The organism is Pseudophaeobacter flagellatus (assembly GCF_021228235.1).
GTDB lineage: Bacteria > Pseudomonadota > Alphaproteobacteria > Rhodobacterales > Rhodobacteraceae > Pseudophaeobacter > Pseudophaeobacter flagellatus.
Window position 1 is genome coordinate 211,702 of record NZ_JAJQRG010000002.1, and the last position, 26,899, is coordinate 238,600.

25 protein-coding genes are annotated in these 26,899 nt (G+C 58.2%); 17 read left to right on the forward strand and 8 right to left on the reverse strand.

The window, feature by feature from the left end; translation table 11 throughout:
• Positions 1-51 precede the first annotated feature (51 nt).
• Together LRK71_RS04520 and regB are read right to left on the reverse strand one after the other, a co-directional pair.
• The gene (locus tag LRK71_RS04520; protein WP_232401416.1) at positions 52-1,608 is read right to left on the reverse strand and encodes a PAS-domain containing protein; all 1,557 of its coding nucleotides are present in this window, start codon (positions 1,606-1,608) and stop codon (positions 52-54) included.
• Between the two features lie 89 nt (positions 1,609-1,697).
• Entirely contained in the window at positions 1,698-3,089 is a 1,392-nt protein-coding gene (gene regB, locus LRK71_RS04525) for a sensor histidine kinase RegB (RefSeq protein ID WP_232401417.1), read from the reverse strand.
• Between the two features lie 142 nt (positions 3,090-3,231).
• On the opposite strand from regB, the gene LRK71_RS04530 reads away from it, so the two are divergent.
• From LRK71_RS04530 to LRK71_RS04540, 3 genes are all read left to right on the forward strand, one after another.
• The gene (locus tag LRK71_RS04530) at positions 3,232-3,849 is read left to right on the forward strand and encodes an SCO family protein (protein WP_232401419.1); all 618 of its coding nucleotides are present in this window, start codon (positions 3,232-3,234) and stop codon (positions 3,847-3,849) included.
• A gap of 360 nt (positions 3,850-4,209) precedes the next feature.
• Positions 4,210-4,764 carry an ActR/PrrA/RegA family redox response regulator transcription factor gene (locus tag LRK71_RS04535; protein ID WP_232401421.1) on the forward strand — a complete coding sequence of 185 codons (555 nt, stop codon included), beginning with the start codon at positions 4,210-4,212 and terminating at the stop codon, positions 4,762-4,764.
• Between the two features lie 10 nt (positions 4,765-4,774).
• On the forward strand, positions 4,775-5,929 hold the full coding sequence (locus LRK71_RS04540; RefSeq protein WP_232401423.1) for a glycosyltransferase family 61 protein: 1,155 nt from the start codon (positions 4,775-4,777) through the stop codon (positions 5,927-5,929).
• Between the two features lie 2 nt (positions 5,930-5,931).
• Here LRK71_RS04540 and LRK71_RS04545 read toward each other — a convergent pair whose 3' ends face one another.
• Positions 5,932-6,528: an HD family hydrolase gene (locus LRK71_RS04545; protein WP_232401424.1), complete on the reverse strand. Its 597-nt coding sequence runs from the start codon at positions 6,526-6,528 to the stop codon at positions 5,932-5,934.
• Between the two features lie 270 nt (positions 6,529-6,798).
• Here LRK71_RS04545 and LRK71_RS04550 point away from each other — a divergent pair, with 270 nt between their 5' ends.
• The 3 genes from LRK71_RS04550 (at position 6,799) to LRK71_RS04560 (ending at position 9,234) form a co-directional block, all read left to right on the forward strand.
• Positions 6,799-7,113: a hypothetical protein gene (locus LRK71_RS04550; protein WP_232401425.1), complete on the forward strand. Its 315-nt coding sequence runs from the start codon at positions 6,799-6,801 to the stop codon at positions 7,111-7,113.
• 120 nt (positions 7,114-7,233) lie between these two features.
• On the forward strand, positions 7,234-8,625 hold the full coding sequence (ahcY, locus tag LRK71_RS04555) for an adenosylhomocysteinase (protein ID WP_232401426.1): 1,392 nt from the start codon (positions 7,234-7,236) through the stop codon (positions 8,623-8,625).
• Positions 8,626-8,892: 267 nt separating this feature from the next.
• Positions 8,893-9,234: a DUF2853 family protein gene (locus tag LRK71_RS04560; protein WP_232401427.1), complete on the forward strand. Its 342-nt coding sequence runs from the start codon at positions 8,893-8,895 to the stop codon at positions 9,232-9,234.
• Positions 9,235-9,565: 331 nt separating this feature from the next.
• Here LRK71_RS04560 and LRK71_RS04565 read toward each other — a convergent pair whose 3' ends face one another.
• From LRK71_RS04565 to tsaD, 5 genes are all read right to left on the reverse strand, one after another.
• Positions 9,566-9,961, reverse strand: a complete 396-nt coding sequence (locus tag LRK71_RS04565) for a DUF1761 domain-containing protein (RefSeq protein WP_232401428.1) — start codon at positions 9,959-9,961, stop codon at positions 9,566-9,568.
• Positions 9,962-10,049: 88 nt separating this feature from the next.
• Positions 10,050-10,472: an EVE domain-containing protein gene (locus LRK71_RS04570; RefSeq protein ID WP_232401429.1), complete on the reverse strand. Its 423-nt coding sequence runs from the start codon at positions 10,470-10,472 to the stop codon at positions 10,050-10,052.
• Entirely contained in the window at positions 10,472-10,744 is a 273-nt protein-coding gene (locus LRK71_RS04575; protein WP_232401430.1) for a YciI family protein, read from the reverse strand. Before LRK71_RS04575 ends, LRK71_RS04570 begins: the two co-directional genes overlap by 1 nt.
• 1 nt (position 10,745) lies before the next feature.
• Positions 10,746-11,708 carry an NAD(P)H-dependent glycerol-3-phosphate dehydrogenase gene (locus LRK71_RS04580; RefSeq protein ID WP_232401431.1) on the reverse strand — a complete coding sequence of 321 codons (963 nt, stop codon included), beginning with the start codon at positions 11,706-11,708 and terminating at the stop codon, positions 10,746-10,748.
• Positions 11,705-12,802 carry a tRNA (adenosine(37)-N6)-threonylcarbamoyltransferase complex transferase subunit TsaD gene (gene tsaD / locus LRK71_RS04585; protein WP_232401432.1) on the reverse strand — a complete coding sequence of 366 codons (1,098 nt, stop codon included), beginning with the start codon at positions 12,800-12,802 and terminating at the stop codon, positions 11,705-11,707. Before tsaD ends, LRK71_RS04580 begins: the two co-directional genes overlap by 4 nt.
• A 75-nt stretch (positions 12,803-12,877) precedes the next feature.
• Here tsaD and LRK71_RS04590 point away from each other — a divergent pair, with 75 nt between their 5' ends.
• The 11 genes from LRK71_RS04590 (at position 12,878) to LRK71_RS04640 (ending at position 26,731) form a co-directional block, all read left to right on the forward strand.
• Positions 12,878-13,627 (forward strand): uroporphyrinogen-III synthase, encoded by a 750-nt coding sequence (locus tag LRK71_RS04590; RefSeq protein ID WP_232401433.1) that lies wholly within the window; start codon positions 12,878-12,880, stop codon positions 13,625-13,627.
• A gap of 53 nt (positions 13,628-13,680) precedes the next feature.
• Positions 13,681-15,078 carry a COG4223 family protein gene (locus tag LRK71_RS04595; RefSeq protein WP_232401435.1) on the forward strand — a complete coding sequence of 466 codons (1,398 nt, stop codon included), beginning with the start codon at positions 13,681-13,683 and terminating at the stop codon, positions 15,076-15,078.
• A 10-nt stretch (positions 15,079-15,088) separates the two neighbouring features.
• Positions 15,089-16,612, forward strand: a complete 1,524-nt coding sequence (locus tag LRK71_RS04600) for a heme biosynthesis protein HemY (RefSeq protein WP_232401437.1) — start codon at positions 15,089-15,091, stop codon at positions 16,610-16,612.
• A gap of 118 nt (positions 16,613-16,730) precedes the next feature.
• Positions 16,731-18,359 carry a GMC family oxidoreductase gene (locus tag LRK71_RS04605; protein ID WP_232401439.1) on the forward strand — a complete coding sequence of 543 codons (1,629 nt, stop codon included), beginning with the start codon at positions 16,731-16,733 and terminating at the stop codon, positions 18,357-18,359.
• Positions 18,360-18,372: 13 nt separating this feature from the next.
• On the forward strand, positions 18,373-19,992 hold the full coding sequence (locus LRK71_RS04610; RefSeq protein WP_232401440.1) for a long-chain-fatty-acid--CoA ligase: 1,620 nt from the start codon (positions 18,373-18,375) through the stop codon (positions 19,990-19,992).
• Positions 19,993-20,156: 164 nt separating this feature from the next.
• Positions 20,157-20,990 carry a flagellar motor protein MotB gene (locus LRK71_RS04615; protein WP_232401442.1) on the forward strand — a complete coding sequence of 278 codons (834 nt, stop codon included), beginning with the start codon at positions 20,157-20,159 and terminating at the stop codon, positions 20,988-20,990.
• Positions 20,991-21,119: 129 nt separating this feature from the next.
• The gene (locus LRK71_RS04620; RefSeq protein ID WP_232401444.1) at positions 21,120-22,421 is read left to right on the forward strand and encodes a flagellar hook protein FlgE; all 1,302 of its coding nucleotides are present in this window, start codon (positions 21,120-21,122) and stop codon (positions 22,419-22,421) included.
• A gap of 44 nt (positions 22,422-22,465) precedes the next feature.
• On the forward strand, positions 22,466-23,911 hold the full coding sequence (gene flgK, locus LRK71_RS04625; RefSeq protein ID WP_232401446.1) for a flagellar hook-associated protein FlgK: 1,446 nt from the start codon (positions 22,466-22,468) through the stop codon (positions 23,909-23,911).
• Positions 23,912-23,914: 3 nt separating this feature from the next.
• Positions 23,915-24,919 carry a flagellin gene (locus LRK71_RS04630; protein WP_232401448.1) on the forward strand — a complete coding sequence of 335 codons (1,005 nt, stop codon included), beginning with the start codon at positions 23,915-23,917 and terminating at the stop codon, positions 24,917-24,919.
• Positions 24,919-26,022: a flagellar basal body P-ring protein FlgI gene (locus LRK71_RS04635; RefSeq protein ID WP_232401450.1), complete on the forward strand. Its 1,104-nt coding sequence runs from the start codon at positions 24,919-24,921 to the stop codon at positions 26,020-26,022. Before LRK71_RS04630 ends, LRK71_RS04635 begins: the two co-directional genes overlap by 1 nt.
• 193 nt (positions 26,023-26,215) lie before the next feature.
• The gene (locus LRK71_RS04640) at positions 26,216-26,731 is read left to right on the forward strand and encodes a DinB family protein (protein WP_232401452.1); all 516 of its coding nucleotides are present in this window, start codon (positions 26,216-26,218) and stop codon (positions 26,729-26,731) included.
• Positions 26,732-26,899 lie beyond the last annotated feature (168 nt).

Genomic DNA, 26,899 nt, shown 5'->3' on the forward strand with positions numbered 1-26,899 from the left:
GCTGATCGCGCCCTTTTGGCAGGTATGATTGGCCAGACGCGGCGCTAGGCCTCAGGCCTGCCCAGTCTGATCGGTGATGGCGAATTTTTGCTGCTCCAGCGGTGGCAGCCCGGGGTCTGGTGCCTGAAAGCTGACCATGGTTGCGCCGTTCTGGATTGCGGTGACCTTGCAGAGCAGCGGCGTGCCGTCGCGCAGTTGCACCTGGGTCCACCACGGCGTGCGCCCATCGCTGCCGGCAACAAAATCGCGGATCTCACCCCAGGCGGGGTTGGGTCTGCAGGTGTCTTGCCAGATGCGGGCTGCATCCATGATAGAGACCTTGGCAAAGCTGGCCTCGGGATCCATTTTCCACAGCGAATGATAGGTTTCATTCGAAAAGGTCATGGTGCCATCATTGGCAAAGACCGCAATGGCTTCGTCCATCTGATCCATGATCGACTGTCCCAGTTCCAATTCGGAACGGAACTGCCGGGTGAGCGTGACCTCAGCGGTGATATCTTCGAACAGAAAGGCGATGGCCCCATCGGGGTGGGGACGGCCAGAGACCGAATAGACAGAACCCGAGGGCAGCGACCAGGTATCCTGGTACCGGCCTTCTGCGGCGGCTTCCAACAGGTCTTCGATCTGGTGGCGCCAGCTGGAATAGTTCTTTGGTTCAGGCATCAGCCGCTGGTCGCGCAGCCGATCAAAGAAGGTCATCAGGCTGGGCCGCGAGCTGAGGAAATCGGCCGGCAGGGCGGTCAGGTCGATCAGCACCGGATTGAACAGTACCAGCTGGCGGTTGCGGTCAAAAATGGCAAGCCCAATGGACAGCTGTGCAAAGGTTTTTGCCAGCGTCTGTACAAAGTTGCGCTGTGCGATCTCGGCATCAACCACGGCGTTGACATCAACTGCATGGCACAGCCAGCCGGCCTCAGTTTCGGTGGTCGAGATATTGTACCACAGGCGCTTGGTGCTTTCGGGCATCGGGATGGACAGCCGCTCTGCCTTGCCGCTGGCTTTTGGTTCTTCGAGATTGTCGAACAGCGGGATGGAAAAATCGGCATCGCGTCCGCGCAGTTTATGGCTGAGATCATCATAGGCCAGATTCGACCAGGTGACGGCACCCTCGTCCGATTGCAGCCAGACCGGATAGGGGGCCTGATGCACCGCAGCGCGCAGGGTGGTCAGTTCCTGGTCGAGCGATTTGTTTTGCTCTTCCAGGGTGCTGCGGCGCAATTGTACGCGGGTGATCCCATCAATCCATTCGCAATGGGCTTCGCGGCTTTCGGCAGAGGCGGTTCCGGTCAGCACAAGCGGGCCAATATCTTTCAGAAAACCGGGGCTTTGCGGCAGGCCTGGATAGTTGCGGGCCAGTTGGTCGCGAAGCATGTTCCAGCTGAAATGTTCGGCATGTTCGCCGATAAATTTCCGCGCGCCCGAGGACCACCCGATCAAGCTGGTATCATCAAAGAGAAAAACGGCGTCGGTACGGCCATCGCCAACCAAAAGATCCTGCTCCATACTCTTGGAGCGCTGTTCTGGTGACAGCCACCAGACGGCTGCTGCTGCAGTTGCACAGCAAAGTGTGGCCAGCATCAACCACTCGATCGAGATGAGGTTCTGCATATTGTCCTGCCTATTTCAGTGCTCGTTTTTTCCCATGGTGGCTCACAAATGGTTAACTGCAGTTTAATTAATTATCCAAAAGTGAACAGTTAAACTTCTATCCACTTATTTTTTCCCTTCGGAACGGCATTTTCCCCGAACTGGGCGTCAATTTTGCCGCGCGGCCAGGATACCACAACAATGGCACCGGGGCGATCAGATGGGTGTGGTGGCGGTTCACTGGCCCCATTGGCGAATTTCAACTCGGCTCCGGTGCGCTCTAGCAGAGTTTTGGCGATGAACAATCCCAAACCCATGCCCTGATATTCTGGGCGCTGTTTGCGGTCGGTTTCGCTGCGGCGGCGTCGCATGAAGGGGTCGCCAATGCGGCCCAGCAGATGTGGAGAAAACCCGCGCCCGTCGTCATGAATATGCAGAGAGATCTTTTCGTCGTTCCAGGTTGATTTTATCCAGACGGTCGTGCGCGAGAAATCAACGGCGTTCTGCACCAGATTGCGCAGCCCATGGATGATTTCCGGTTTGCGTAGAATGGTGGGTTGCTGGAAACTGCCATCTTCCAGTGGGGCCTCGTCAAAATGGATTTCCTTGCCGCGGTTGAGATGCGGTTCGGCGGCTTCGTGAATGACGGTAGACAGCGGTGCCTGGCGCAGGTGCAAATCGTCTTTGCCGGCCCGGCCCATGTCGCGCAGGATATCGCGGCAGCGCTCGGCTTGTTCGCGGATCAGCACCGCGTCTTCACGCAGGTCAGGCTGCGCGTCCAATTCGTCGATCAATTCGCCACTGGCCAGCTTGATGGTGGCCAGTGGCGTGCCCAGCTCATGCGCGGCGGCGGCCACGACCCCGCCCAGATCAGTAAGCTTTTGTTCCCGCGACAGCGCCAGCTGGGTGGCGGCAACCGCATCGGACATGCGCCGCATTTCGGTGCTGATGCGAAAGGAGTTGGCGCCGATAAACAGAATGGCGATGACAATGGCGGTCCAATTGCCAAAGATAAAGACATCCGGAATACGCAGGATAAATCCCTGTGCGGTGCGCAGCGGAATGTGGAATTCCGCCAGCAGCGTCACCAGAATGATTGCGGTTCCCCCCACCACCAGGGTAGAGCGCAGCCCCATCATTGCGGCGGAAATGGTCACCGGGGCCAGTACCAGCAGGGTAAAGGGATTGTTCAGCCCCCCTGTCAGAAAGAGCAAGAACCCCAGTTGCAGCAGATCGAACAGAACCATCAGTAGGTTTTCAAACTCTGACAGGCGCTTGTTGACCGGAAAGACAAAGATCGCCAGCATGTTGCTAATCACCGAGATCCCGACCGCAAGCAGGCAGAGGACCAGATCCAGCTGTAGATTATAGAGCTGCTGCGCCACGGTGATGGCAATCAGCTGGCCGGTAATGGCAACCCAGCGCAGCACAATCAGGGTGCGCAGCCTAATCCAATGGCTGCGTTCTTGCCCCTGCATCAGGTCAATTTGCCTATCACTCATGCTATCGCTCCTGCAGCCTGCGCAAACCGGGGTCGGCCTCGCACAGCTGTGATGTTTTGGCGTAGTTGCATTGCCTGTGTTTCTTGATAGGTCTGGCGGCAGAAACGATCAACTCTCCTCCTGCAACATAAAGTGTGATCACATGACCCGTCTCTATTCGCTTCTTGCCGTCCTTTTTATCGCTGTCCTGGCCGGCGGCACATGGTTCTTCACCCGCAGCAGCGGGGAAGATAAATTCGCCCAGTGCGGCGGCAGTACCATTGCCAGCGGTGGCGATACGATTGGCGGCCCCTTCGAGTTGATCAATGCAAAGGGAGAGCTGGTAACTGACCGCGATGTCTTTACTGAACCGTCGATCCTGTACTTTGGTTATACCTTCTGCCCTGATGTCTGCCCGTTGGACGTGACTCGCAACGCCGATGCCGTCGATCTGCTGGCGGAACGTGGCATCAGCACCACTCCGGTTTTTGTCTCGATTGATCCTGAGCGCGACACCCCCGAAGTGATGGGAGACTACGCCGAAAATATGCATGAAAAGATGATTGCACTGACCGGATCCCTTGAACAGGTAAAAGCGGCCAGCCGGGCCTATAAGACCTATTTCAAACGCCAGCCCGGCGATGAAGATTATTACCTGGTCGATCATTCGACCTTTGCCTATCTGGTGCTGCCCGAGATCGGTTTTGTGGATTTCTTCCGCCGCGATGAAACGCCCGAGCAGGTCGCCGACAAGGTTAGCTGCTACGTCGAGAATATGTAAAATAGTCCAGGCGCTGGACCCGGTCATCCGGCATCTCTGGCGAAAAATCCAAAAAAACATCAGGGGTTTCCTGGGCGCAGAGAAGAGCAGGTCACTTTTCAAGCGCAGAAAATCCCTGAGATGAGGCGGATTCTACGTCCTGTGGAATTGGCGGATAAACGGCCTGACTGCTGTGTAATGCATAGAAATATAACCATTTTTCCTATCGCGTTATATGTTGTCAGGCCAGATATCTTTCAAACCAGCAATGCCAGACTGACCGGGTTCCGCACCTAGGCTGTTTGACCTTGCTGGCGGGGTCGCTAGTATCGCCTTCAATAATCTGCGTAGCCTTTGCGCAGAATTGGCGGAGAACCGGGCATGACCGAAAACGCACTGCAGGAAATTGGGCCAGACAAGACGCTTTTGCTGGTTGATGATGATGAACCCTTCCTGCGGCGTCTTGCCAAGGCCATGGAAAAACGCGGCTTTGAAGTGGAAACTGCCGATTCGGTTGCCGGTGGATGTGCCATCGCAACCGCCCGCCCGCCGGCCTTTGCGGTGGTGGATCTCCGCCTCGAAGATGGCAATGGCCTGGATGTGGTCGAAGTCCTGCGCGAAAAGCGCCCCGACAGCCGGGTGGTGGTGCTGACTGGCTATGGCGCCATTGCCACTGCGGTTGCAGCGGTCAAGATCGGCGCAACGGATTATCTGTCAAAACCGGCAGATGCGGCAGATATCATGAATGCGCTGCTCAGCGGTGATGACGAAATGCCGCCGCCACCTGAAAACCCGATGAGCGCAGATCGCGTGCGCTGGGAACATATCCAGCGTATCTATGAGCTCTGTGATCGCAATGTATCCGAGACCGCGCGCCGGTTGAACATGCATCGCCGGACGCTGCAGCGCATCTTGGCCAAACGCAGCCCGCGTTAGGGGCTGCGGGATGTCACAAACGTCATCTCAGCCAGAAATCACCGACCCGGCCTTGCAGCCCCTGCCAAGTGGCGGCTGGTCCGAAGACATGCATATCTTGGCCGATGCCTGTGTGGTGCCGCCGAAGATCAGCGCCTTGGTACAGCCCGCCGGGGTACTGTACAGCGATGGCAGCTATTGCCCCGAGGCGGCGCTCTGGCGCAAATACCGCCCCATCACTATCGCACCAGAACGCCCTAGGAAGGTTCGCAAATCCCTGCAGGGCCGCTGGCTTTGGGGTGGGGTGCTTTGGGCACATTTTGGCCATTTCTTGGTCGAAAGCTCTTCGCGGCTCTGGGCTTTGTCGCGGGTGGAAGAGGATATTCGTGGCATTTTGTTCATCCCCAAACGGCCCAAGGTCGGCGATGTGGTGCGTGGTTACCAGCGGGAATACCTGTCGCTGTTTGGCAGCAATCTGCCTATCCACGTTGCGACTCGCCCGACCTATGTGGAAGAACTGGTGGTGCCGGGGCAGGGGTTTGGCCTGGGGAAAATTACACGAGGTACGGGAAAATTCCGCCAGGCGGTCCACAGCCGCTTTGCCTGCGATGTCGCGGCCGAGGGTGCGGAAAAACTCTATATCTCGCGTTCCAAACTGGGCCTGGGCAAGGGCGGTCTGCTGGGCGAAGAACGGCTGGAAACCCTGCTAGAGGCCGAAGGCTATGAAATTTTTCACCCGCAGGAGCACAGCCTGGCGGTACAGGTTGCGCGCTACAAGGCAGCGCGTAAAGTGATCGCTGCCGATGGATCGGCGCTGCATCTGTTTGCCATGGTGGGTCGGGCCGACCAAGAGGTGGCGATGATCCTGCGGCGTAGCTCTGGCGCCAATAACTTGCTGGCGCAGCATGTCGAAAGCTTTTGCAACCGCGCCCCGGTGGTGATTGGCGGTCTGCGGGCGGAATGGGTGCCCCAGGCCAAGCAAAAATCCAGTCGGCTGAGCTTTGGTGAACTGGATCACCAGGTCATTGGCGAAACCTTGGCGCGGCTTGGCTTTATCTCGAAGACCACGGGCTGGACCATTCTGACAGAGGCAGAGCGCAACCAGATCCTGCAGGACAAAGGTCTGGGCGGGCAGGCGGGCTTTGTCGAGGCGAAGCCCCAGAAAAAGCGCGGTGAGGCAGCCTAGGCCTAAAGGCGGGCCAGCAAATCTGCATGGCGGGCGATAAAGGACTGGCGCACCTGTAGCGGTGGGCGCAGGTCAATGGCCAGTCCGGCGATCACCTCGGTTCTGGGGCGGCCAAACAGCTTGTTGGCCTCGGTCTCGGAAAAGCCGGCAATCTGCACCGCCTCCATCCAGGCGCTGATTTTGTCGGCCCGTTTGATCTGCGCCTTGATGGTTTTGGGCAGCTGGGCCGGTAGGCCAAATTTGATGTGAATGGCCGAGGTCAGCCGCTGGTCCAATTCGCCATAGCCTGACCCTACCGCTGCCTTCACCGGCGAGATCATATCGCCGATGACATATTCCGGCGCATCATGCAGCAGCGCCGCCAGCTGCCATTTCACCAGCGCGTTGGGATGCATGCGCGAAAACAGTTCTTCCACCAGCAGCGAATGTTCGGCGACGGAATAGGCAAAATCCCCCTGCGTCTGACCGTTCCAGCGCGCCACAAAGGCCAGGCCATGCGCGATATCGCTTATCTCGATATCCATCGGCGTGGGGTCCAGCAGGTCCAGACGACGACCAGAGAGCATACGTTGCCAGGCGCGGGCGGGTTTAGGGGGCATCGGGCGAAATTCCGGTGGTTAGCAGACCTTCTCTGCCTATCTGTTTGGTGGCCCAAAGGTAAACCGCGAAGCGCAGCAAAGCCGGATTTTTGCCGACAATTGTGCGGGTGTTTGACAGGTCAGCGGCAGGGGCTACGACGCGAAGGTGATCCGCCGTGAGATTGAAAATTCCAGTTTAACACCTAAATTGTATACCATGACAGGGGCGTTATCCGCCCGGATAATGCGCCCCTAGTGCTGAGAGAAACCTCAACAAAATAGGAGCTTATCATGTTTAAACGTCTCTTCTCATCCGCGCTGGTCTTTGGCATGTCTGCAATGGCACCGCCTGCCTTGGCCGCAAGCTGTGCGCCGCGCGAAGGACTGGTGCAACAATTGCAAGCCTCCTTTTCCGAAAGCCTATCATCGGCCGGTCTGCAGAATTCCCAGCCTTTTGATACGATGATCGAGATCTGGAGTTCCGCCGATAGCGGGACCTTTACCGTGCTGGTGACCTATCCTTCGGGTATCAGTTGTATCGTCGCCTCCGGTCAGAATTATTTCAAAGTGACAAAGTCGGGTTCCGAGCCCGGAGTGCCAAGCTGATGGTGGGTTTTCCGGTAATGGATCCGGCATTGCATCACCGCTGCTATCTTCGTTGCTTGTAAACCATTGCGGTGTTACCTCCTGCTGCCAAGAGAACTCGTAACCAGAACGGAGCGGACCATGGCCGAGGATTATATTGTAAAAGACATTGCGTTGGCTGAATTTGGCCGCAAGGAATTGGATATCGCCGAGACCGAAATGCCAGGCCTGATGGCGCTGCGCGCTGAATATGGTGATAGCAAACCGCTGGCAGGGTCTCGCATCGTTGGCTCGCTGCATATGACCATTCAGACTGCGGTGCTTATCGAAACGCTGGTGGCGCTGGGCGCAGATGTGCGCTGGGCCTCTTGCAACATTTTTTCAACCCAGGATCACGCGGCTGCGGCCATCGCTGCAGGTGGTACACCCGTCTTTGCCATCAAAGGCCAGACGCTGGTTGAACATTGGGATTATCTCGACCGTTCCTTCATGTTCCCCGAGGGTGCCAATCTGATCCTTGATGATGGCGGCGATGCTACGCTTTATGTGCTGCTTGGCGCCCGCGTTGAGGCCGGCGAAACCGATCTGATCGAGGTGCCAACTTCGGAAGAAGAAGAAGCCATCTTTGCCCAGATCAAAAAGCGTATGGCGGCAAGCCCCGGCTGGTTCACCAAAACCCGCGAGGCGATCCTGGGGGTTTCGGAAGAAACCACCACTGGCGTGCACCGCCTGTATGAGCTGCAGAAAAACGGCCAGCTGCCTTTCCCTGCGATCAACGTGAACGATTCGGTCACCAAGTCGAAGTTCGACAACAAATACGGCTGCAAGGAATCTCTGGTCGACGGGATTCGCCGCGCCACTGACACCATGATGGCTGGCAAGGTTGCCGTTGTCTGTGGCTATGGTGATGTGGGCAAAGGCTCTGCTGCGTCCCTGTCCGGTGCTGGTGCCCGCGTCAAAGTTACCGAAGTTGACCCGATCTGCGCCCTGCAGGCCGCGATGGATGGCTTTGAAGTGGTGCGTCTGGAGGATGTCGTCGATAGCGCCGATATCTTTATCACCACCACTGGCAACAAGGATGTGATCCGCATCGAGCACATGCGCGAGATGAAGGATATGGCGATCGTTGGCAACATCGGTCACTTTGACAATGAAATTCAGGTGGCAAGCCTGAAGAACCACAAGTGGACCAACATCAAAGAACAGGTCGACATGATCGAGATGCCCTCGGGTAACCGTCTGATCCTGCTGTCTGAAGGACGTCTCTTGAACCTTGGCAATGCCACCGGGCATCCGTCTTTTGTGATGTCGGCCTCCTTTACCAACCAGGTTCTGGCTCAGATCGAGCTGTGGCTGCGCGGCGATGAGTACAAGAACGAAGTCTACATCCTGCCCAAGCATCTGGATGAAAAAGTCGCCCGTCTGCACCTTGATCGGATTGGCGTCAAACTGTCGAGCCTAAGCCTAGAGCAGGCCGCCTATATCGGTGTGACCCCGGAAGGCCCCTTCAAGCCAGAGCACTATCGCTACTAACTGCGTAACCTACAGGTTGTGATACCCTTAAATCCTCCGCAAGATAGTATCTTGCGGAGGATTTTTTGTTGGCGGGATCGGCGCGCCTTATGCTGACCTAGCTTTCCAAAGGGGGGCATTGGTCTTGTAGCGGCGAATGGCCGAAGCGTGAGCTCTGAACGCCAAAATTCCCAGTTGCTCTGTGTGTATCTGCCTCTAAACTATAGGTGGCAACGATACAGCCGGAAGGATCCTGAATAAGATCCAACCCAGAAGGGAGAAAAGATTTTGGGAAAACGTGATGATTTGATCGCGCAATATGCTGATGATCTGAAAAACAAATGCGGCATGGAACCAGATATGGATCTGCTGACCAAGGTGACCATTGGCTGCGGTCCGGCGATCTATAATGCCGATTCCTCTACCGTGGCGGCCACCCAGGACAGTGAACTGGAAACCGTCAAGGAAAACTTCCTGGTCAAGAAACTTGGCCTGGCGGATGGTCCAGAACTGATGGAGGCAATCACTAAGGTTGTAGATATCTACGGAAAATCCGAGCGCAACAAGTATCGCGCAGTTGTCTATTACATGCTGACCAAGCATTTCGGCAAAGAAGCCGTCTACGGCTAAGCCCCACTCTTTGTGGATTTGTGGCTCTGCGCCAGCCATGTAGGGCGCGACACAAGACCAGAAACACTCGGCAGGCGTGCCGGGTGTTTTTCATTTGAATGGAATTGTCTGTGCATAGAGTTTGCCAGCACAACCCAAAGTAAGCTATAAAGATTATACCAGCCAGGATGGCTAGGACGGAATTTTCATACGCGTGTGGTGGACTGTGGAGCACGCGGGGTGAAAGGGAAGATCCTACTATCCTGTAGGGTCTTCCCTTTTTTTATGTCTGATCCCTCCTTTGGCCTGTAGCACCGTCAGCAGGATCGTCTCCGGGGCTGGGCGCGGCGCTTCAGAATAACGTTAGCACCAGGCCAATGGTGGCGCAGGCCAGGCTGGCATAGCCACCATCAATCAGCGTGAGTTTGGCAGGACGTCCGCCAAAGAGATTGTTCAGTGCAATCCAGGGGCTGATAAAGAATAAGCCAACACCCAGACCAGCCACCAGACCAGCGCCTGCGCCAGAGATGCCTGACAGGGTGAAAACATGGCGCATCATGCCTGCCACAACCAGTTGCAGGCAGAAGCTCAGCACATAGATCAGTGGTTTTGGGCCGCCTTCGGGTTTGCCGTCGGTGCCACGTCGTATCCCGGCGGCCACCATCCAGGGCTCTGCCAGGATCCCGTAATAGACAGCCCCCAGCGCAAAGCCGGCAAGGGCTGCGATGATTACATTCAAAAGTTCCAAGACGTTCCTCCCATTTCAGCACGCTACAGCAGATCTGAATCAGGCCTGGATGGGGCCTGGATTAGACCCTGGACAACGCGCCCCCGGATCACTCTGGATCGGTTTGTCCCATTGCGCAGATCACCTGCCATTGTTCTGCACTGACCGGCTGCACCGACAGGCGCGGGCTTTTGACCAGCGGCATCTCTGCCAGCAGCGGATCGGATTTGATCTGCTGCAGCGTCACCGGCCGTTCAAAGCGGCGCACGGCCTTGATATCAACACAGTCCCAGCGTTCATCATCTGTGGTGCTGTCAGGATGTGCTTCGGCGCAGATTTCGACAATGCCGACCACCGCCCGTTCCTTTTGCGAATGATAGAAAAACCCCCGGTCCCCCAGGGTCATCTCTCGCATGTAATTGCGCGCCTGATAGTTGCGCACGCCGTCCCATTCTTCGCCCGCATCACCCTTGGCGACTTGATCCGGCCAGCCCCAGGTTGAAGGTTCCGATTTGAACAGCCAATACCGCATCAGCCGATGACTTTCTTCCAGGTGATCAGCTCTACCGATTCAAACAGGCCAGCCAGTTTATAGGGGTCTGCTGCAGCCCAGGCTTCGGCTGTCGCCATGTCTTCTACATCCAGAATGACCAGCGATCCGGCCATATCGCCGTTCTGATCCAGCAGCGGCCCGGCCTGAGCAACAGCGCCAGTTTCTTCGATATAGGTCAGATGGGCGGCGCGGTTGTCGACGCGGGTCTGTAGGTGATCCGGTTTGTCGCGGGCGATCAGGGCAATCAGCATGTTATTCCTCTTTCAAAGGGCGTGCCAGCAGTTGAGCGCTGGCGCTGGCAATCGTCAAGTCACCATTCAGTAGCCCGACTACGGTTTCTGTCAGGGGCATATCCAGCCCCATGGTGGTGGCCTTGGCTGCGGTGGCGCGGGCGGTGGCGGCACCTTCGACGGTGATATTGGGGTCAAACCCCTCGCCCCGGCCAATCGCCAGCCCAAGCTGATAATTGCGTGACAGGGCAGAGCTGCAGGTCAGGGTCAGGTCGCCAAACCCGGACAGGCCAGCCAGGGTTTCAGGCCGGGCACCACAGGCCAGGGCCATGCGCTGCATCTCGGCATAGCCGCGCGTCATCAGCGCCGCGCGGGCGCTATCGCCAAGGCCAGCCCCAATCACTGCACCGCAGGCGATGGCGATAACATTTTTCAGGGCCCCGCCCAGTTCGGCCCCGCTGGTGTCGGTGGTGCGGTAGAGCCGCAGGTTGGCGGTGGTCAGCTGTTCCTGCAAGCGATGGCAAAGTGCAGCATCGGCGCAGGCCAAGGTCAGCGCCGTAGGCAATCCGCGGGCAATATCGGCGGCAAAACTGGGGCCAGTCAGCAGCGCAGGCCGGGCCTTGGGCAGGGTCTCGGCGATCACCTTCACGGGGCCAAGGCCGGTTTTCAGCTCAACCCCTTTGCAGCAGGCCACCAGCACCTTATCAGCCAACTCGGCCTGATAGGTGGTCAGAACGGCGCGCAGTTTTTGCATGGGCACCGCCAGCAGAAGCACCTCTGATTTTGCGGCGCTGGCAATATCATCCGTCAGGATCAGCCCCGCTGGCAGCGGCACATCGGGCAGGCGCGCCGCGTTGCAGCGTTCAGCCTGCATCTGCGCCACATGCGCCGGATCGCGCGCCCAGAGGGTGACGGGTGTTTCCTTGGCCAGTGAAATGGCCAGCGCGGTGCCAAAGGCCCCGGCACCCAGAACAGAAATGCTCATGCCTTTGCCCCTTTGCGGCCCGATCCCAGCATGGCGGGGCTGGTCTGATCCAGTGGCCAGCGGGGGCGGGCAGTCAGATCCATGCCGTCGCGCGCGCCTGCGCGAAACCGCTCTAGGCCGGCATAGGCGATCATCGCCGCATTATCGGTGCACAGGGCTAGCGGCGGTGCTATGAAACGGGTGTTGTTCGAGGCACAAACCGTCTCTAATGCGGCGCGAATGGCGGTATTTGCTGCGACACCACCAGCAACGGCCAGGGCTGGGGAACTGGGGGCGTCCTGCATGTAAATCGCCAGTGCGCGGCGCGTTTTAGAGGCCAGCACATCGGCAACTGCAGCCTGAAACCCGGCACAAAGATCGGCCCGGTCCTGCTGTGTCAGACCTGATTTTTCGGCGACGATCTGGTCGCGCATCCGCATCAGGGCGGTCTTCAATCCCGAAAAGGAAAGGTCGCAATCATCTCGGTTGATCAGTGGGCGGGGAAAGCGAAACCGCTTGGGATCGCCGGTTTCCGCCTCTTTCTGCACCGAGGGACCGCCGGGTTGCGGCAGGCCCAGCAGGCGCGCGGTCTTGTCAAAGGCTTCGCCGGGGGCATCGTCAATGGTACCGCCGAGCCGGGTGAAATCTTCCGGGCCCCGCGCGATCAGATATTGGCAATGCCCGCCAGAGACCAGGAGCATCAGATAGGGATAGGCCAGATCATCGGTCAGCCGTGGGGTCAGCGCATGACCGGCCAGGTGGTTGACGCCAACCAGCGGCAGGCCAGTGGCAGCGGCAATGCCCTTGGCGCACATCACCCCCGACATCACCCCGCCAATCAGCCCCGGCCCGGCGGTGACCGCAATCGCGTCCAGATCGCGTAGGGTGACATTGGCAGCCTGCAGCGCATCGCGGACGCAGTGGTCCAGCTTTTCCGCATGGGCGCGGGCGGCAATTTCCGGCACCACCCCACCAAAGGCGCTGTGCAGCTCGGTTTGGCCAAAGACAATAGAGGACAGAACCTCGGCCCGCTGGCCCGGTTCCTGCCGCACCACGGCGGCGGCGGTATCGTCACAGCTGCTTTCCAGCCCCAAGAGTGTCAGGCTTTGTGTCATGCTCTACCCGTTGCATCGAATTGCTGGTGGAGCTAGCACCTATGCGACATGCAAACAATCCCAGGAGCAACAGGCATGGACACTGCCAGCGACCCATCGCCGCGCCAGGTGGCCTTGTTGATGACCCGCCCCAAAGCGGCGGCGGCCCGGTTTGTCGCAGAGCTGCCAGCGCCGCTGCGCGCAGAGTTGGCGCTGATCAATGCGCCGCTGATGCAGGTGCAGTGGCTGGAGGGTGAGGTTTCATGTGCCGATTATGGCGGGGTGATCTTCACCTCTGCCAATGGGGTCGCAGCAGTCACCGCCGCGGGTGAGATTCCCGCCTATTGCGTAGGGCAGCGCACCACCCAGGCGGCGCAGGCGGCGGGCTGGCAGGCGCAGTGCTGCGGCACCAACGGCGCAGAACTGGTGGCGCAATTGATCAAGATGCGGCCCGCCAGCCCGCTGCTGCATCTGCATGGCCGCCATACCCGCGGTGATATCGCGGCCCGGCTAAGCGCAGCTGGCCTGCCCTGCCGGGGCCAGGTGGTCTATGAACAGCAGCTTTTGCCGCTGGGGGACGCGGCCCGGCAACAGATCGGGGCGCAAAGCGATGTAATCGTGCCGCTTTTTTCACCACGTACTGCGCGGCATTTCGCCAGCCTGGGTCTTGACGCAGCGAATTTGTCTTTGATTGCAATAAGCCAGGCCGTTGCCGCAGAGTTGCAGGGCTTGAAATACAAGGGCTTGCAGGTCAGTAAGAAACCAGATGCGGCCAGTATGGCTGATATGGTCCGTGATGCCGCAGTTCGCCTGACGCGGCTTGAGGGTGGGGATTCTGCGCAGTAGGATCGCAGAAATCCCGGTGCGTTTGGGTGATTTTAGAATCGAGGGAGGCCGGCGTGGCTAACAAAAAGACTGCCGACAATGTGACCAAGCCGGAGGTTGAAACGCCGGACTCTGATCCGCAGAAGGCCAGCGAACAAGCGACGGATAAACCGGAGCCTGCGGCGCCCGAAGTTCGGAATGACGATCAGCCCCCCGCCGAAACGGTTGATCTTGAGGCTGCGGAAGAGGTGATCTCTTCTGAGACTGAGACTGAGACTGAGACTGAGACTGAGACTGAGACTGAGACTGAGACTGAGACTGAGACTGAGACTGAGACTGAGACTGAGACTGAGACTGAGACTGAGACTGAGACTGAGACTGAAGCACCGGATGCGGTTGCATTGGCGGATGAGATACCGACACCCGCGTCAGATCCGCAGTCGGTGCCTGCACAGATTATCGAAAAACGCGGTGGTTTTGGTGCCGCGCTGCTGGGCGGTGCAGTTGCCTCTGTTTTGGGCTTTGTGGTTGGCCAGGGCGGGCTGCTGAACGAGGTGCTGCCACCCAGCCTGCAGGGCGGCAGCGCCGCTGATGTGATGGCGGTGCAGGCCGTACAGGCCAAGTTGCAAGATCAGATTGCCGCTCTTCAGGCAGAGCAAAGCGATCAAAACCAGCCTGAAGTTGCTGATTTGGCGCAGCGCCTGACGGATGTTGAGGCCAGCCTTCGCGCCGCCGAGTCCGAGATAGAGGCGGCGGGTTCCGGCGCGGGTTCCCAGGGTGATCTGGACGCGGCGCTTGCAAGCATGGCGACCCGGATTGAGACGCTGGAGATGCGCCCGCTGTCTGATGCGGCCTCGCCCGAGGCGGTTGCCGCCTTTGAGGCAGAGCTGGGCAAACTGCAGGACAGTCTGGCGGCTCAGCGCTCTGAGGTTGAAGAGATGCTGGCTGAGGCCCGCATGAAGGAAGAAGCGGGGATAGAGGCCGCCCGAATAGCTGCGGCGCAGACCGCGCTAGCCCGGATAAACGGCGCCTTGCAGGCCGGCACGGCCTATGGCGCGGCGGTGGCAGATCTGCAGGCGCAGCAGGTCGAGGTTCCGGCAGAGCTGCTGGCCAGTGCCGAAACGGGCGTGACGTCGCTTCAGGGATTGCAGGCCAGCTTTGCCCCGCTTGCTCGTGAGGCCCTTGCCCTGGCGCGGCAAGAAACCAAAGGCAGCGGCGGGATGATGGCCTATATCAACCGCCACCTTGGCGCCCGTTCCGTTACTCCGCGTGATGGCGATGACGCGGATGCCATTCTGTCGCGGGCCGAAGCTGCGGTGCAGTCTGGCCAGATCGCGGCGGCACGAGAGGAGCTTGCAACCCTGCCCGAAGCCGCCCAGGCTGCCTTTGACGATTGGCAGGCCGCAGCGCAAACCCGTCTGGCAGCCCTGGCTGCTGTGGATCAAATGGCCCAAAGCCTGAACGCCAAATAAGGAAGCTGACATGCTCTGGTCATTGTTGAAAATTCTCGTTTTTGTTGCCCTTGTCGCCTTGCTTGCCTTTGGCGCCGGGATCCTGATGGAAACCGCAGGCGGCGTGCAGATTACCGTCGCCGGGGTGGAATATACCCTTGGGGCGCTGCAATCTGTCATGGCGCTGGGTGTTTTGTTTGTTGGGGTATGGCTTTTCCTGAAACTGCTGCGGCTGCTGATCGCAACGCTGAAATTCCTCAACGGCGATGAAACGGCGATTTCGCGGTATTTCGACAAGAGCCGTGAAGAAAAGGGCTTTCAGGCGCTGTCCGATGGTATGATGGCGCTGGCCTCTGGCGAGGGACGCCTGGCGATGACCAAGGCAGCAAAGGCCTCGCGCTATCTGCAGAAACCGGAACTCACCGATCTGCTAAGCGCCCAGGCGGCCGAGATGGCGGGCGAGACCAAGATCGCCGGCGAGGCCTATAAGCGGCTGCTTGCCAATCAGTCCACCCGCTTTGTCGGGGTACGTGGCATCATGAAACAAAAACTGTCAGAGGGTGATAAGGATACCGCCCGGCAGCTGGCCGAAAAGGCACTGGCGCTGCGTCCCAAACATGTCGAGGTGCAGGATGTATTGCTGCAGTTGCAGGCACAGGCCGAAGACTGGGCCGGGGCACGCAAGACCCTGTCGACCAAGCTGAAAACCGGTACTCTGCCGCGCGATGTCTTCAAGCGCCGCGATGCGGTGCTGGCCCTCTCGGCCTCGCGGGCTATTGTGGATGAAACCGCAAGTCTGGAACAGCGCGAACAGGCGATCGAGGCAAACCGGCTCTCGCCGGATCTGGTGCCGGCCGCAGCCATGGCGGCCCGTGCCTATCTGGATCAGGGTAAAAAGCGCAATGCCATCAAGGTATTGAAAAAAGCTTGGGAGGCGCAACCGCATCCCGATTTGGCCCATGTCTTTGCCCAGATCGAACCGGATGAAACTGCACAGCAGCGGGTAAAACGGTTCGAGCAGCTGGCGCGGATGAAACCGCAGGATGATGAAACCCGGCTGGTAATGGCAGAATTGCATATCGTCGCCGAGGACTACCCCGAAGCCCGCCGGGTGCTGGGTGATCTGGTTGAACGCAGCCCCGATGCCCGTGCGCTGACCTTGATGGCAGCAATTGAAAAGGGCGAAGGCGCTGACAATGCGGTGACCCAGGCCTGGCTGGCGCGGGCGTTGAATGCGCCGCGTGGTCCGCAGTGGCTGTGCAGCAATTGCAACCATATCCATGCCGATTGGGCCCCTGTGTGCGAGCATTGCACCAGCTTTGATACCCTCAGCTGGCAGCGGCCGGAAACGCCGGAATTGGTCAGTGTTTCTGGGGCGCAGATGCTGCCGCTGATCACCGGCACTTTCCCCTCTGATGCGGTGGTGGTGCAGGATCTGGACCCGGTAGACGATATCGAAACACCTAGGGCAGAGGCAGAAGAAGATGCCAATATTGCGGGCGATTCTGAACAGCTGCCTGCAGATGATGCAGAGACGCGGGCCGCCCTGCGCTAGCATTCCCAGGCTACGCCGTTTGGCGGTCTTCCCTCTGTGTGACGCGGTGTAAACCTGTACAGTTTCGGGCCTGCGGGCTTGTGTTGTGTAGGCCAGCTAGCCAGAGGGAGGACAGGCCATGCAATTTGACTATGTCATCGTCGGAGGTGGATCTGCGGGATCGACCTTGGCGGCACGACTGAGCGAAGACAGCGATATATCGGTTTGCCTGATCGAGGCAGGCGGCAAGGGCGATGGCATTCTGGTGCGCGCTCCGGCAGCGGTGGTCGCTATGTTGCCAGGCAAGCCCAAAATCAACAATTGGGCCTTTGAAACCGTACCGCAACCGGGGCTGAACGGGCGCAGGGGCTATCAGCCGCGCGGCAAGGCCCTGGGCGGATCCAGCGCCATCAATGCTATGCTCTATGTGCGCGGCCACGCCAAGGACTATGACGAATGGGCCGATCTAGGCTGTCAGGGCTGGAACTGGAATGCGGTGCTGCCCTATTTCAAGCGCTCTGAAAACAACGCCCGTGGTGGCGATGCCATGCATGGCGAAGCGGGTCCGCTACAGGTCAGCGATCAGCTCTCTCCGCGGCCCATCACCCGCGCCTTTGTTGCGGCGGGGCAGGCGCGGCAAATCCGAGAGGTGGCGGATTTCAACACTGGCGACAATACCGGTATCGGCGAATATCAGGTTACCCAGTTTCACAGCGCCGATAAGGCGGGAGAGCGCTGCTCGGCGGCCGCGGCCTATTTGCATCCGGTGATGGATCGCAGCAATCTAACAGTGCTGACCAAGGCGCAGGCGACCAAGGTTCTGTTTGATGGCAAGCGCGCCACTGGCGTGGCTTACCGACAGGGCGGGCAGGACAAACAGGTCACAGCGCGGCGCGAGGTTGTGCTTTGTGGTGGCGCGTTCAACTCGCCACAGCTGTTGCAGTTGTCGGGCGTGGGACGGCCCGAAGACATCGAACCCCATGGCATCAAACTGCTGCACGAGTTGCCGGGCGTTGGGCAAAACCTGCAGGACCATCTTGATTTCACCCTGGCTTATAAATCCAAGGATCGCGACAATTTTGGCATCTCGCTTCCTGGTAGCCTGTCGCTGCTGAAACATATTGCCAACTGGCGCAAAACCGGGCGCGGGATGATTGCCACTCCCTTTGCTGAAGGGGCGGCCTTTCTGAAGACCGAAGAAGATCTGGAGCGGCCTGATATCCAGCTGCATTTTGTCATCTCTATTGTCGATGATCATGCCAGAAAACTTCATATGGGGCATGGCTTTAGCTGCCATGTCTGTGTGCTGCGGCCAAAATCGCGTGGCGCGGTTGGGCTGACTTCAGGTGATCCGCTGGCACCGCCACGGATTGATCCGCAGTTTCTGTCGGATCCTGATGATCTGGCAACCCTGATCAAGGGGGTCCAGATGACCCGCGAGATCATGCAGACCCCGCCGCTGGCCGGTTATATCCATAAAGAGCTTTTTATCAAAGAAGAGCCGGATGACGCAGCGTTGGAGCAGCATATCCGGGCGCGCTCGGATACTATTTACCATCCGGTGGGGACCTGCAAAATGGGCCAGGACGACATGGCCGTGGTGGATCCGGAATTGAAGGTGCGCGGCATGGAGGGGCTGCGCGTGGTGGATGCTTCGGTCATGCCTCGGCTGATTGGCGGCAATACCAACGCGCCCACTATCATGATTGCGGAAAAGGCTGCGGATTTGATCCGCGGCAGCGCAGCTTTGGCTGCAGGGAATATTTGAGGAGGCAGGCAAGATGCTTGGCAAGATGATGCACAAACCGCTGACGATCAGCTCTTTGGTTGAACATGCGGGCCGTTACCACAGCGATACCACGGTGACCTCGGTCGAGACCACGGGCGAGGTGGTGCATTCCAATTGGGGCGAAGTGGAAAGCAATGCCCGCAAACTGGCGGCGGTGCTGGCGCGTCTGGGTGTGGCGCAGGGCGAACGCTGTGGCACTATTGCATGGAACAACCGCCGCCATCTGGAAATCTATTTTGGCGTCTCCGGGGCTGGCATGATCTGCCACACGATCAACCCACGGCTCAAGCCAGAGCAGCTGATCTATATCATCAATCACGCGGCCGATCAGGTCCTGTTCATTGATGCGACCTTTGTCGCGGCTGTTGGCCAGCTGAAAGAGCATCTGACAACGCTGAAACATATCGTTCTGATGGGCCCCCGCGACGAGGCCGCAGCAAAGACCGTGCCGGGTATCCTGTTTTATGACGAACTGATTGCTGCTGAAGGGGATGATTACAGCTGGCCCGAGCTGGACGAAAACATGCCGTCCAGTCTGTGCTATACTTCTGGTACCACGGGCAATCCCAAGGGTGTGCAATATACGCATCGTACCACGGTGCTGCACTCGCTTGGTGGCAACCAGCCCGATGGGCTGGCGATTTCGGCCCGCGATACCGTCATGGCGGTGGTGCCGATGTTCCACGTCAATGCCTGGGGCGTGCCCTATATCGCGGCAGCTGTTGGTGCCAAACTGGTGCTGCCAGGGCCAAAGTTGGATGGCGAAAGCCTGGTGCGGCTGATCGATGGCGAAAAGGTTACCCTGGCGCTGGGCGTGCCAACCATCTGGATGGGGCTTTTGCAGGCCCTGGAAAAGACCGGCAGCAAGGCCGAAAGCCTGACCCGGACCGTTGTCGGCGGATCAGCCCTGCCGACCGTGATGATCCCGGCCTTCCGTGACAAATATGGGGTAGAGCTGATTCACGCCTGGGGCATGACCGAAACCAGCCCTCTGGGAACGCTGAACAACCTGCTGCAAAAACATCAGGATCTGTCCGAAACCGAAAAGGGCGCGATCCGCGAAGGCCAGGGCCGTCCGCCCTATGGGGTTGAACTGCGCATCGTCGATGAGGCAGGCAACCTGCTGCCCACTGATGGGACAACCCAGGGCGAGCTGCAGATTCGCGGTCATTGGATCGTCGACACCTACTTTGGCCAGGACAGCAGCGCCCTGACAATGGATGGCTGGTTTGACACCGGCGATGTCGCCACCATCGATTCGGATGGCTATATGATCATCCGCGACCGCTCTAAGGATATCATCAAATCCGGCGGCGAATGGATCTCGACCGTGGAACTGGAAGACATCGCCATGTCGCACCCCAAGGTGGCCCAGGCCGCCGCAATTGCGGCCCAGCACCCCAAATGGGATGAACGTCCGGTGTTGGTTGCCATAAAGGCGGAAGAGGATCTGACCGAAGCCGAGCTTCTGGCCTATTACGAGGGCCGCGTTGCCAGCTGGCAAATCCCGGATCGGGTGGTCTTTGTGGGGGAACTGCCGTTGGGCGGTACTGGCAAGGTGCTGAAGAACAAGCTGCGCGAGACCTATGGCACCCTGCTGCTTGACAGCTAGATGATCAGACACTGTGCCTCTGCCTGTCTCAGGTAGGGGCGCAGGTCCACTGAGGCTGCAACCTTCCATTGATAAAGCTTAACTGCCGGCAAGTTTAATTGTTAGGGACCAGTTAACGCCCCTGCTGCTATCCCTGTGATGGGTGAAAATTAGTGGTGGTGGATATGAGCGCAAAAGATGGAATGGCGCCTATTATCATCAAGAGGAAAAAAGTCAGCGGTGGCGGTGGCCACCATGGGGGCGCCTGGAAGGTGGCCTATGCCGACTTTGTAACAGCCATGATGGCGTTCTTCTTGTTGATGTGGCTGTTGAACGCAACAACTGAAAAACAACGTAAAGGGTTGGCGGATTACTTTTCGCCCTCTGTCCCGCTAAGCCGAATTTCGGGCGGCGGCAATGGGGCCTTCCAGGGCGATAGTATGTTCACCGAAGACATCCAGCCGCAGTCCGGCACTGGCGCGACAGACATCAATCCGATGGATGCGCAAAAGGCGCAGGGCGAAACCGGCGTCAACGATGCCGAAAAGGCCGAGGAAGACAGCAAGTACCGTGCCATCGAAGAGCAGCTTCAGGGCCGCGGCGGCGAGAGCATGGTTTCGGTCGAGATGTCGCGCCACATTATCACGCAGGTCACCGACGAAGGCTTGATAATCGAGCTGTTTGAAACCGAAGATGTTCCGCTTTTTGTCGGAGATGGAGCAGAGCCGACGCCGCTGTTTAGGGATCTGGTGCGCATGGTCGCGCGGATCAGCGGCAGTGTGACCAATAATATCGCGATCAGTGGCCATGTGCAGTCGCATCCGGTTGTCCTAGCACAGAACCCTGTCTGGGAAATGTCCTATGCCCGTGCCAATGCCGCCCGCACGCTGCTCGATTCGGGGGGGCTGAAATCGAGCCGAATCCACCGAGTTACCGGGCATGCAGATCGCACGCTGGCGGTCAGGAATCCGATGTCGGTGCGCAATAACCGGGTGGAAATCATCCTTTTGCGCGACTAATACCCCAACAAACACTACCCTAGGGCGGCGGCGGATAAATTGCATTTTATCTGTTAGCCGCCCGTTAAGTGCTGATGCGCTAGCTGTTGCTGCAAGAACGATCGACTTATTGCAGCAGAAAGGCGCAACATGACCATTTCTTCCGCCCTGAATGCCGGTGTATCCGGATTGAGCGCAAACGCGAGTTCCTTGGCCGCAATTTCGGACAATATCGCAAACTCTTCTACCAGTGGCTACAAACGGGTGCAGACCGATTTCCAATCCATGGTGATTGGTACCTCCGGTGGGCGCTATACTGCGGGCGGTGTTTCTGCCAGCAATATGCGTCTGATTGACCAGCGTGGCCCTCTGGTGGGGACCAATAACGCAACCGATCTGGCGGTCAGTGGCCGTGGCATGTTGCCGGTTGCCTCTTTGACAGAGGTGCAGGGTAACAACGGTTCGCCGACCATGATGATGACTACAACCGGGTCGTTTCGCACCAATGAGGAAGGCTACCTGACCACCAATTCAGGTCTGGTTCTTCTGGGCTGGCCTGCCAACCCGGATGGCACCGTGTCTGATGGGCCGCGTGATACCGCCGAAGGCCTTGAGCCCGTGCAGTACAACATGAACCAGCTGACAGGTGAGCCGACAACAGCAGTTGGCCTTGGCGTCAATCTGCCTGCCACCGACACCGAAGCTGGCAGCGCCGGAACCGTGCGCAATATGACGGTTGAATATTATGACAACCTGGGCAGCTCGCAGACGTTGGGGATTTCATACACGCCAACCGTGCCTGCCACGGGGTCGTCGAATGAATGGACCATGCAGATTACCGACAGCGCCTCTGGCGGTGCGGTGATCGGGGAATATACCGTGACCTTCAATGACAGCCGGACCGCAGGCGGTTCGCTTGCCTCGGTGACAGCGATCTCTGGCGGGGCTTATGACCCGACCACAGGCAGCGTCGTGGTCAGCGTTGATGGCGGACCGGTGGAAATCTCGGTTGGTATGATTGGTGAAAGCGAAGGCCTGACCCAGTTGTCCGATACATTTGCCCCGGCGACAGTGACCAAGGATGGCTCTGAAGTGGGCACCATGGTTGGCGTCGAGGTTGATCCGCAGGGCTATGTGCGCGCCAACTACGATTCCGGTGCCAGCCGCGTGATCTACAAGATTCCGCTGGTGGATGTGCCCAACCTGAACGGGCTGAAGTCGATGGACAATCAGACCTATCTGCCCTCGTCGGATAGCGGATCCTACTTCCTGTGGGATGCGGGGGATGGTCCAACCGGCGATATCGCATCCAACGCCCGTGAAGAATCGGCAACCGATGTGGCCACTGAACTGACAGATATGATCAAGACGCAGCGGGCCTATTCGTCCAACGCCAAAGTGATCCAGACCGTCGATGAGATGCTTCAGGAAACCACCAACATCAAGCGGTAAACACCGCTGATATCTTGATCCCGACTTAGAAAGAGTGGCCGGAAATGTCTATCACAAGTGCGCTTAACTCCGCGATGACCGGGCTGACCGCCAATGCGCGGCTGTCCCAAGTGACCTCAGAGAACCTGGCAAATGCGCTGACGCCCGGCTACTCTTCTCAGAAACTGAACCTCTCCTCTGGCCAGTATACGGGAGGGGTGAGGATTGGCGATGTTGAGCGCAATATCGACCCTGCATTGCAATCTTCAGCCCGCAAAGCCGAGGCGGAATATGGAAAGTCTGAGGTCTATGCCAATTTTTATGCACGCATGTCGGATTATGTTGGCATCGTTGATGATGGCACCTCGATTGCGGCACAGATGTCGAATTTTGACTCGGCTCTGGTACAGGCAACGTCGCGGCCAGATTCGGTGGAACGTCTGCATGACCTGTCGGTAAAAGCGGATCTGGTGATCCAGTCGATTACCACTGCCGCGCAGGGGTTGAACAAACAACGGGTTGCCGCCGAAACATCCATTGATGTGCAGGTCGATAATCTCAACAATCAGTTGAAAGAGCTTGAAAAGCTGAACGCCCGCATCGTGGTCTCGCAGGCTGCGGGCGCGACAACCTCTGCCATGGAAGATCAGCGTGATCTGTTGATCGACAAGGTGAATCAGGCGATTCCCGTCAATGTCGTACAGCGGGGGCAGGGTCGGGTTGCGCTCTATTCCGTTGGTGGTGTTGCCCTGCTGGATGGCAAGGCAGCCGAGCTGAGCTTTGACGCCAAACGCAATATCGAACCGCACATGACCCAGGATAATGGGTTGCTGTCAGGGCTAGAAATCAATGGCCGGGCGATGGATACCTCTGCCAGTGGAGAACTGCGCGGCGGCACCTTGATTGCGCAGTTTGAAATCCGCGATAATGCTGCTGTTGAGGCCCAGAATGATCTGGACGCGGTGGCCCGCGATCTGATTGAACGGTTTCAGGATCCGGCGTTGGATGCCACAATCGGCCTGACCGATGCGGGGATTTTCACGGATGGTGGTGGCGCCTTTGATGCCGCCGATACCGTTGGTATCGCGGCCCGGCTTGAACTGAATGATCTGGTGGCGATGGATGGCCAGGCAGAAACCTGGCGCTTTCGCGATGGCCTATATGCCGCAACGCAGGGTGATCCGGGCGATGCTAGCCAGTTGATCGGATATTCCGATGCCCTGGCTGAAAACCGCACCATCTCTACCACCAAGCTGGGCAATATCTCGGCAGATATGAACACGCTTACCGCCTCTCTTATGTCGCGATTTGCCCGTGATACGGACGGTGCCAACAACATCATGAGCTATGCCGCGACCAGCTATACCGAGATGGCCAAGGCCGAGTTGGCCCTCGGGGTGGATTCGGACGCCGAACTGCAAAATATGATGCTTATCGAAAACGCCTATGCGGCGAACGCCAAGATGCTTTCGGCGATCGATGAGATGATGCAATCTCTTTTGAGGATCTAATTCATGATCTATAAATCTTATGGCGACCTGACCACACATAGTTTTCTGCGCAATCGTAACGCAGAGCTGAAGCTGGATCTTGCAACCCTGTCGCGTGAAGTCTCGACGGGTAAGAAAACCAACCTGACCGCAGAGCTGGGTGGCGATTTTTCTTACCTGGCAGATATTGAGAACAACCTGAACCGGATCTCCAGTCAGATGGTTGCGACGGATGAAACCAAGCTGTTTGCATTGAGTATTCAGGACAACCTGTCGCGGGTTCAGGAAAGTACTCAGAAAATGCGTGATGACGTGTTTTCTGTCTCGGCCACCATGACGGGTAACGATGCGGCGCGTTTTGCCCTAGAGGCAGAGCGGCAGCTGGAAGTTGCGATCAGTTCCTTTAATGGCTGGGCCGGTGGGCGCAGCCTGTTTGCCGGCACGGCGACCGGGACCTCGCCGCTTAACAGCAAAGATACCCTGATGACGGCACTGGTAGGCGAAGTTGCCGGCCTGACAAATGCGGATGACATCATCCTGGCGGTGAAAGATTGGTTTGCTGATTCAGCCGGGTTTGACGCCGCCATGTACAATGGCTCTACCACCTCTCTCTCTCCGGTAGAGGTGGGCGACGGAGAAAAGGTCTCGCTTAATTTGCGCGCCGACGATCCTGAGCTCAAAAGCACCTTGCAGAGCTTTGCCATCATTGCCCTGCTGGATGAACCGGCGCTTGGCCTGTCGGTGGGTGCCCAGAAGGATCTGGCACGCAAAGGCGGGGGCGAGCTGTCCGACAGTACTGATCGCCTGATCAACGTGCAGGCTGATATCGGCTTTATGGAAGCGCAGCTTGAGCGGGTTAGTACCCGAAATCAAGCCAGCAAAACCGCGCTGAGCCTGGCCTTCAACGAGATCGTCCTGGTGGATCAATATGAGACCTCCGCCAAGTTGAAGTCGACCGAAACGCAGCTGGAAGTTCTTTATACTGTGACCGCGCGCAGTGCCCAGCTCAGCCTTGTGAAGCATATGTAATGATGAAATTCCTTCGCCTTTTGATCGCCTGCCTGCTGTTGCCGACCCTGGCCCAGGCCAATGCAATTCGCCTGAAGGACCTTGTCGAATTTGACGGGGTGCGCGGCAATGACCTGGTGGGCTATGGCCTGGTGGTCGGTCTGAACGGCACCGGGGACGGGTTGCGGAACTCGCCCTTCACCGAGGAAATCATGAGCAATATCCTGGAACGTCTTGGGGTAAATGTGACCGGCGAGCAGTTCCGGCCGAAGAATGTGGCGGCGGTCTTTGTCACCGCAACCCTGCCGCCGTTTGCGCGGGTGGGTGGCACCGTGGATGTCACGGTTTCCGCCATTGGCGATTCCAAGAGCCTGCTGGGCGGTACCCTGATCATGACGCCGCTGAATGCTGCGGATGGGCAGATCTATGCGGTGGCTCAGGGGAATATCCTGGCCGGTGGTGCCGTCGCCGAAGGTGATGGTGCCACCGTGACCCAGGGCGTGCCTACCTCGGGTGGTATTCCATCGGGGGCGCGGGTTGAGCGCGAAATCGGCTTTGATCTGTCTTCGCTGTCGACCATGCGTCTGGCCCTGCGGGAACCCGATTTCACCACCGCCGGGCGGATCGAACAGGTGGTGAACGACGAATTTGGGCGCGGCGTTGCGCTGATGCGCGATTCCGGCACGGTTGAGATTGACATCAAACGCACCAATGCGCGCTCTACCGCCCATGCGTTGGGTCGGCTGGAGAACCTGCTGGTGGAACCCCAGCGCAAGGCGCGCGTGGTGGTGGATCAACGCTCCGGTACCATTGTGATGGGCAGCGATGTGCGGATCTCGCGGGTGGCCGTGGCCCAGGGCAATCTGACCCTGCGGATCGAAGAGGCCCCCCTGGTGTCGCAGCCAAGCCCCTTCTCTGATGGCGAAACCGTTGTGGTACCGCGCACCAATGCCACCATTGACGAGGAAGAAGGCATACAACTGGCTGAGGTGCGCGAAACCACCTCGCTGTCAGAGGTGGTGGCTGGCCTGAATGCGCTGGGCGTATCGCCTCGCGATATGATCGACATCCTCAAGAGCCTGAAGGCCGCCGGTGCGCTGCACGCGGAATTTGTGGTGCGCTAGGCGGGACTACGGGCCGCTATCGTCAACGCGTCAAAAGCACAGTTCAAAGAGAAAGCCTCCGAACCGCCACTGGCCGTTCGGAGGCTTTTACGGTTGAGATCGGCGTCGGGGAGTGAAGCGAGATCAAGCAGACCTTGCCTGATATGGCGCTTTGGTGTCTCCTATTTGAGAAATTGTTTCCAAAGGAGCTGGCATGCCCACTAAGGAATACGCCCTCACCATGGCCAGATATAACCTCTGGCAAAACGAAAACCTGCTTTCAACTGCTGATGATCTCCCAGGTGCTGAGCGTGAGAAGGATCGCGGCGCTTTCTTTAGCTCAATCCAGAAGACCCTCTCCCACCTATTTTGGGGCGACATGATATGGATGAGCCGATTTGCGGGTACATCAGCTCCGAAAGGAGGAATTACCGAAACAACCGATTTGATAACAAGTTGGGAGAGCTACCGGGCGGACAGGAAAGCCTTTGATGAACGAATTTTAAAATGGGCGCATGAGGTTGCTCCGGAATGGTTCGAGGGGGAGTTAACATGGTTTTCTGGAGCCATTGATCGCGAGATCACAAAACCCAAAAGCCTGCTGGTGATTCAGTTTTTCAATCACCAAACACATCATCGCGGGCAGGTTCATGCAATGCTGACATCTGCCGGAGCTAAACCCGGTGACACCGACGTCCCGTTTATGCCAGAACAATTCCTCGACATGTGAACCTCCCTTTGGGCGGTGTCTTAAAGGTTGGTTGCCTCGCGGTTCAAAATTTCCATTTGGGTAAGCTATTCATGGCCAGGATTCTGGTCGCTCTCCACAGCAGAAAGCCCCCCGACTGATTGGATCGAGGGGCTTTTGCGTGGCTGTATTCCGCCCGGTTGATTGCGG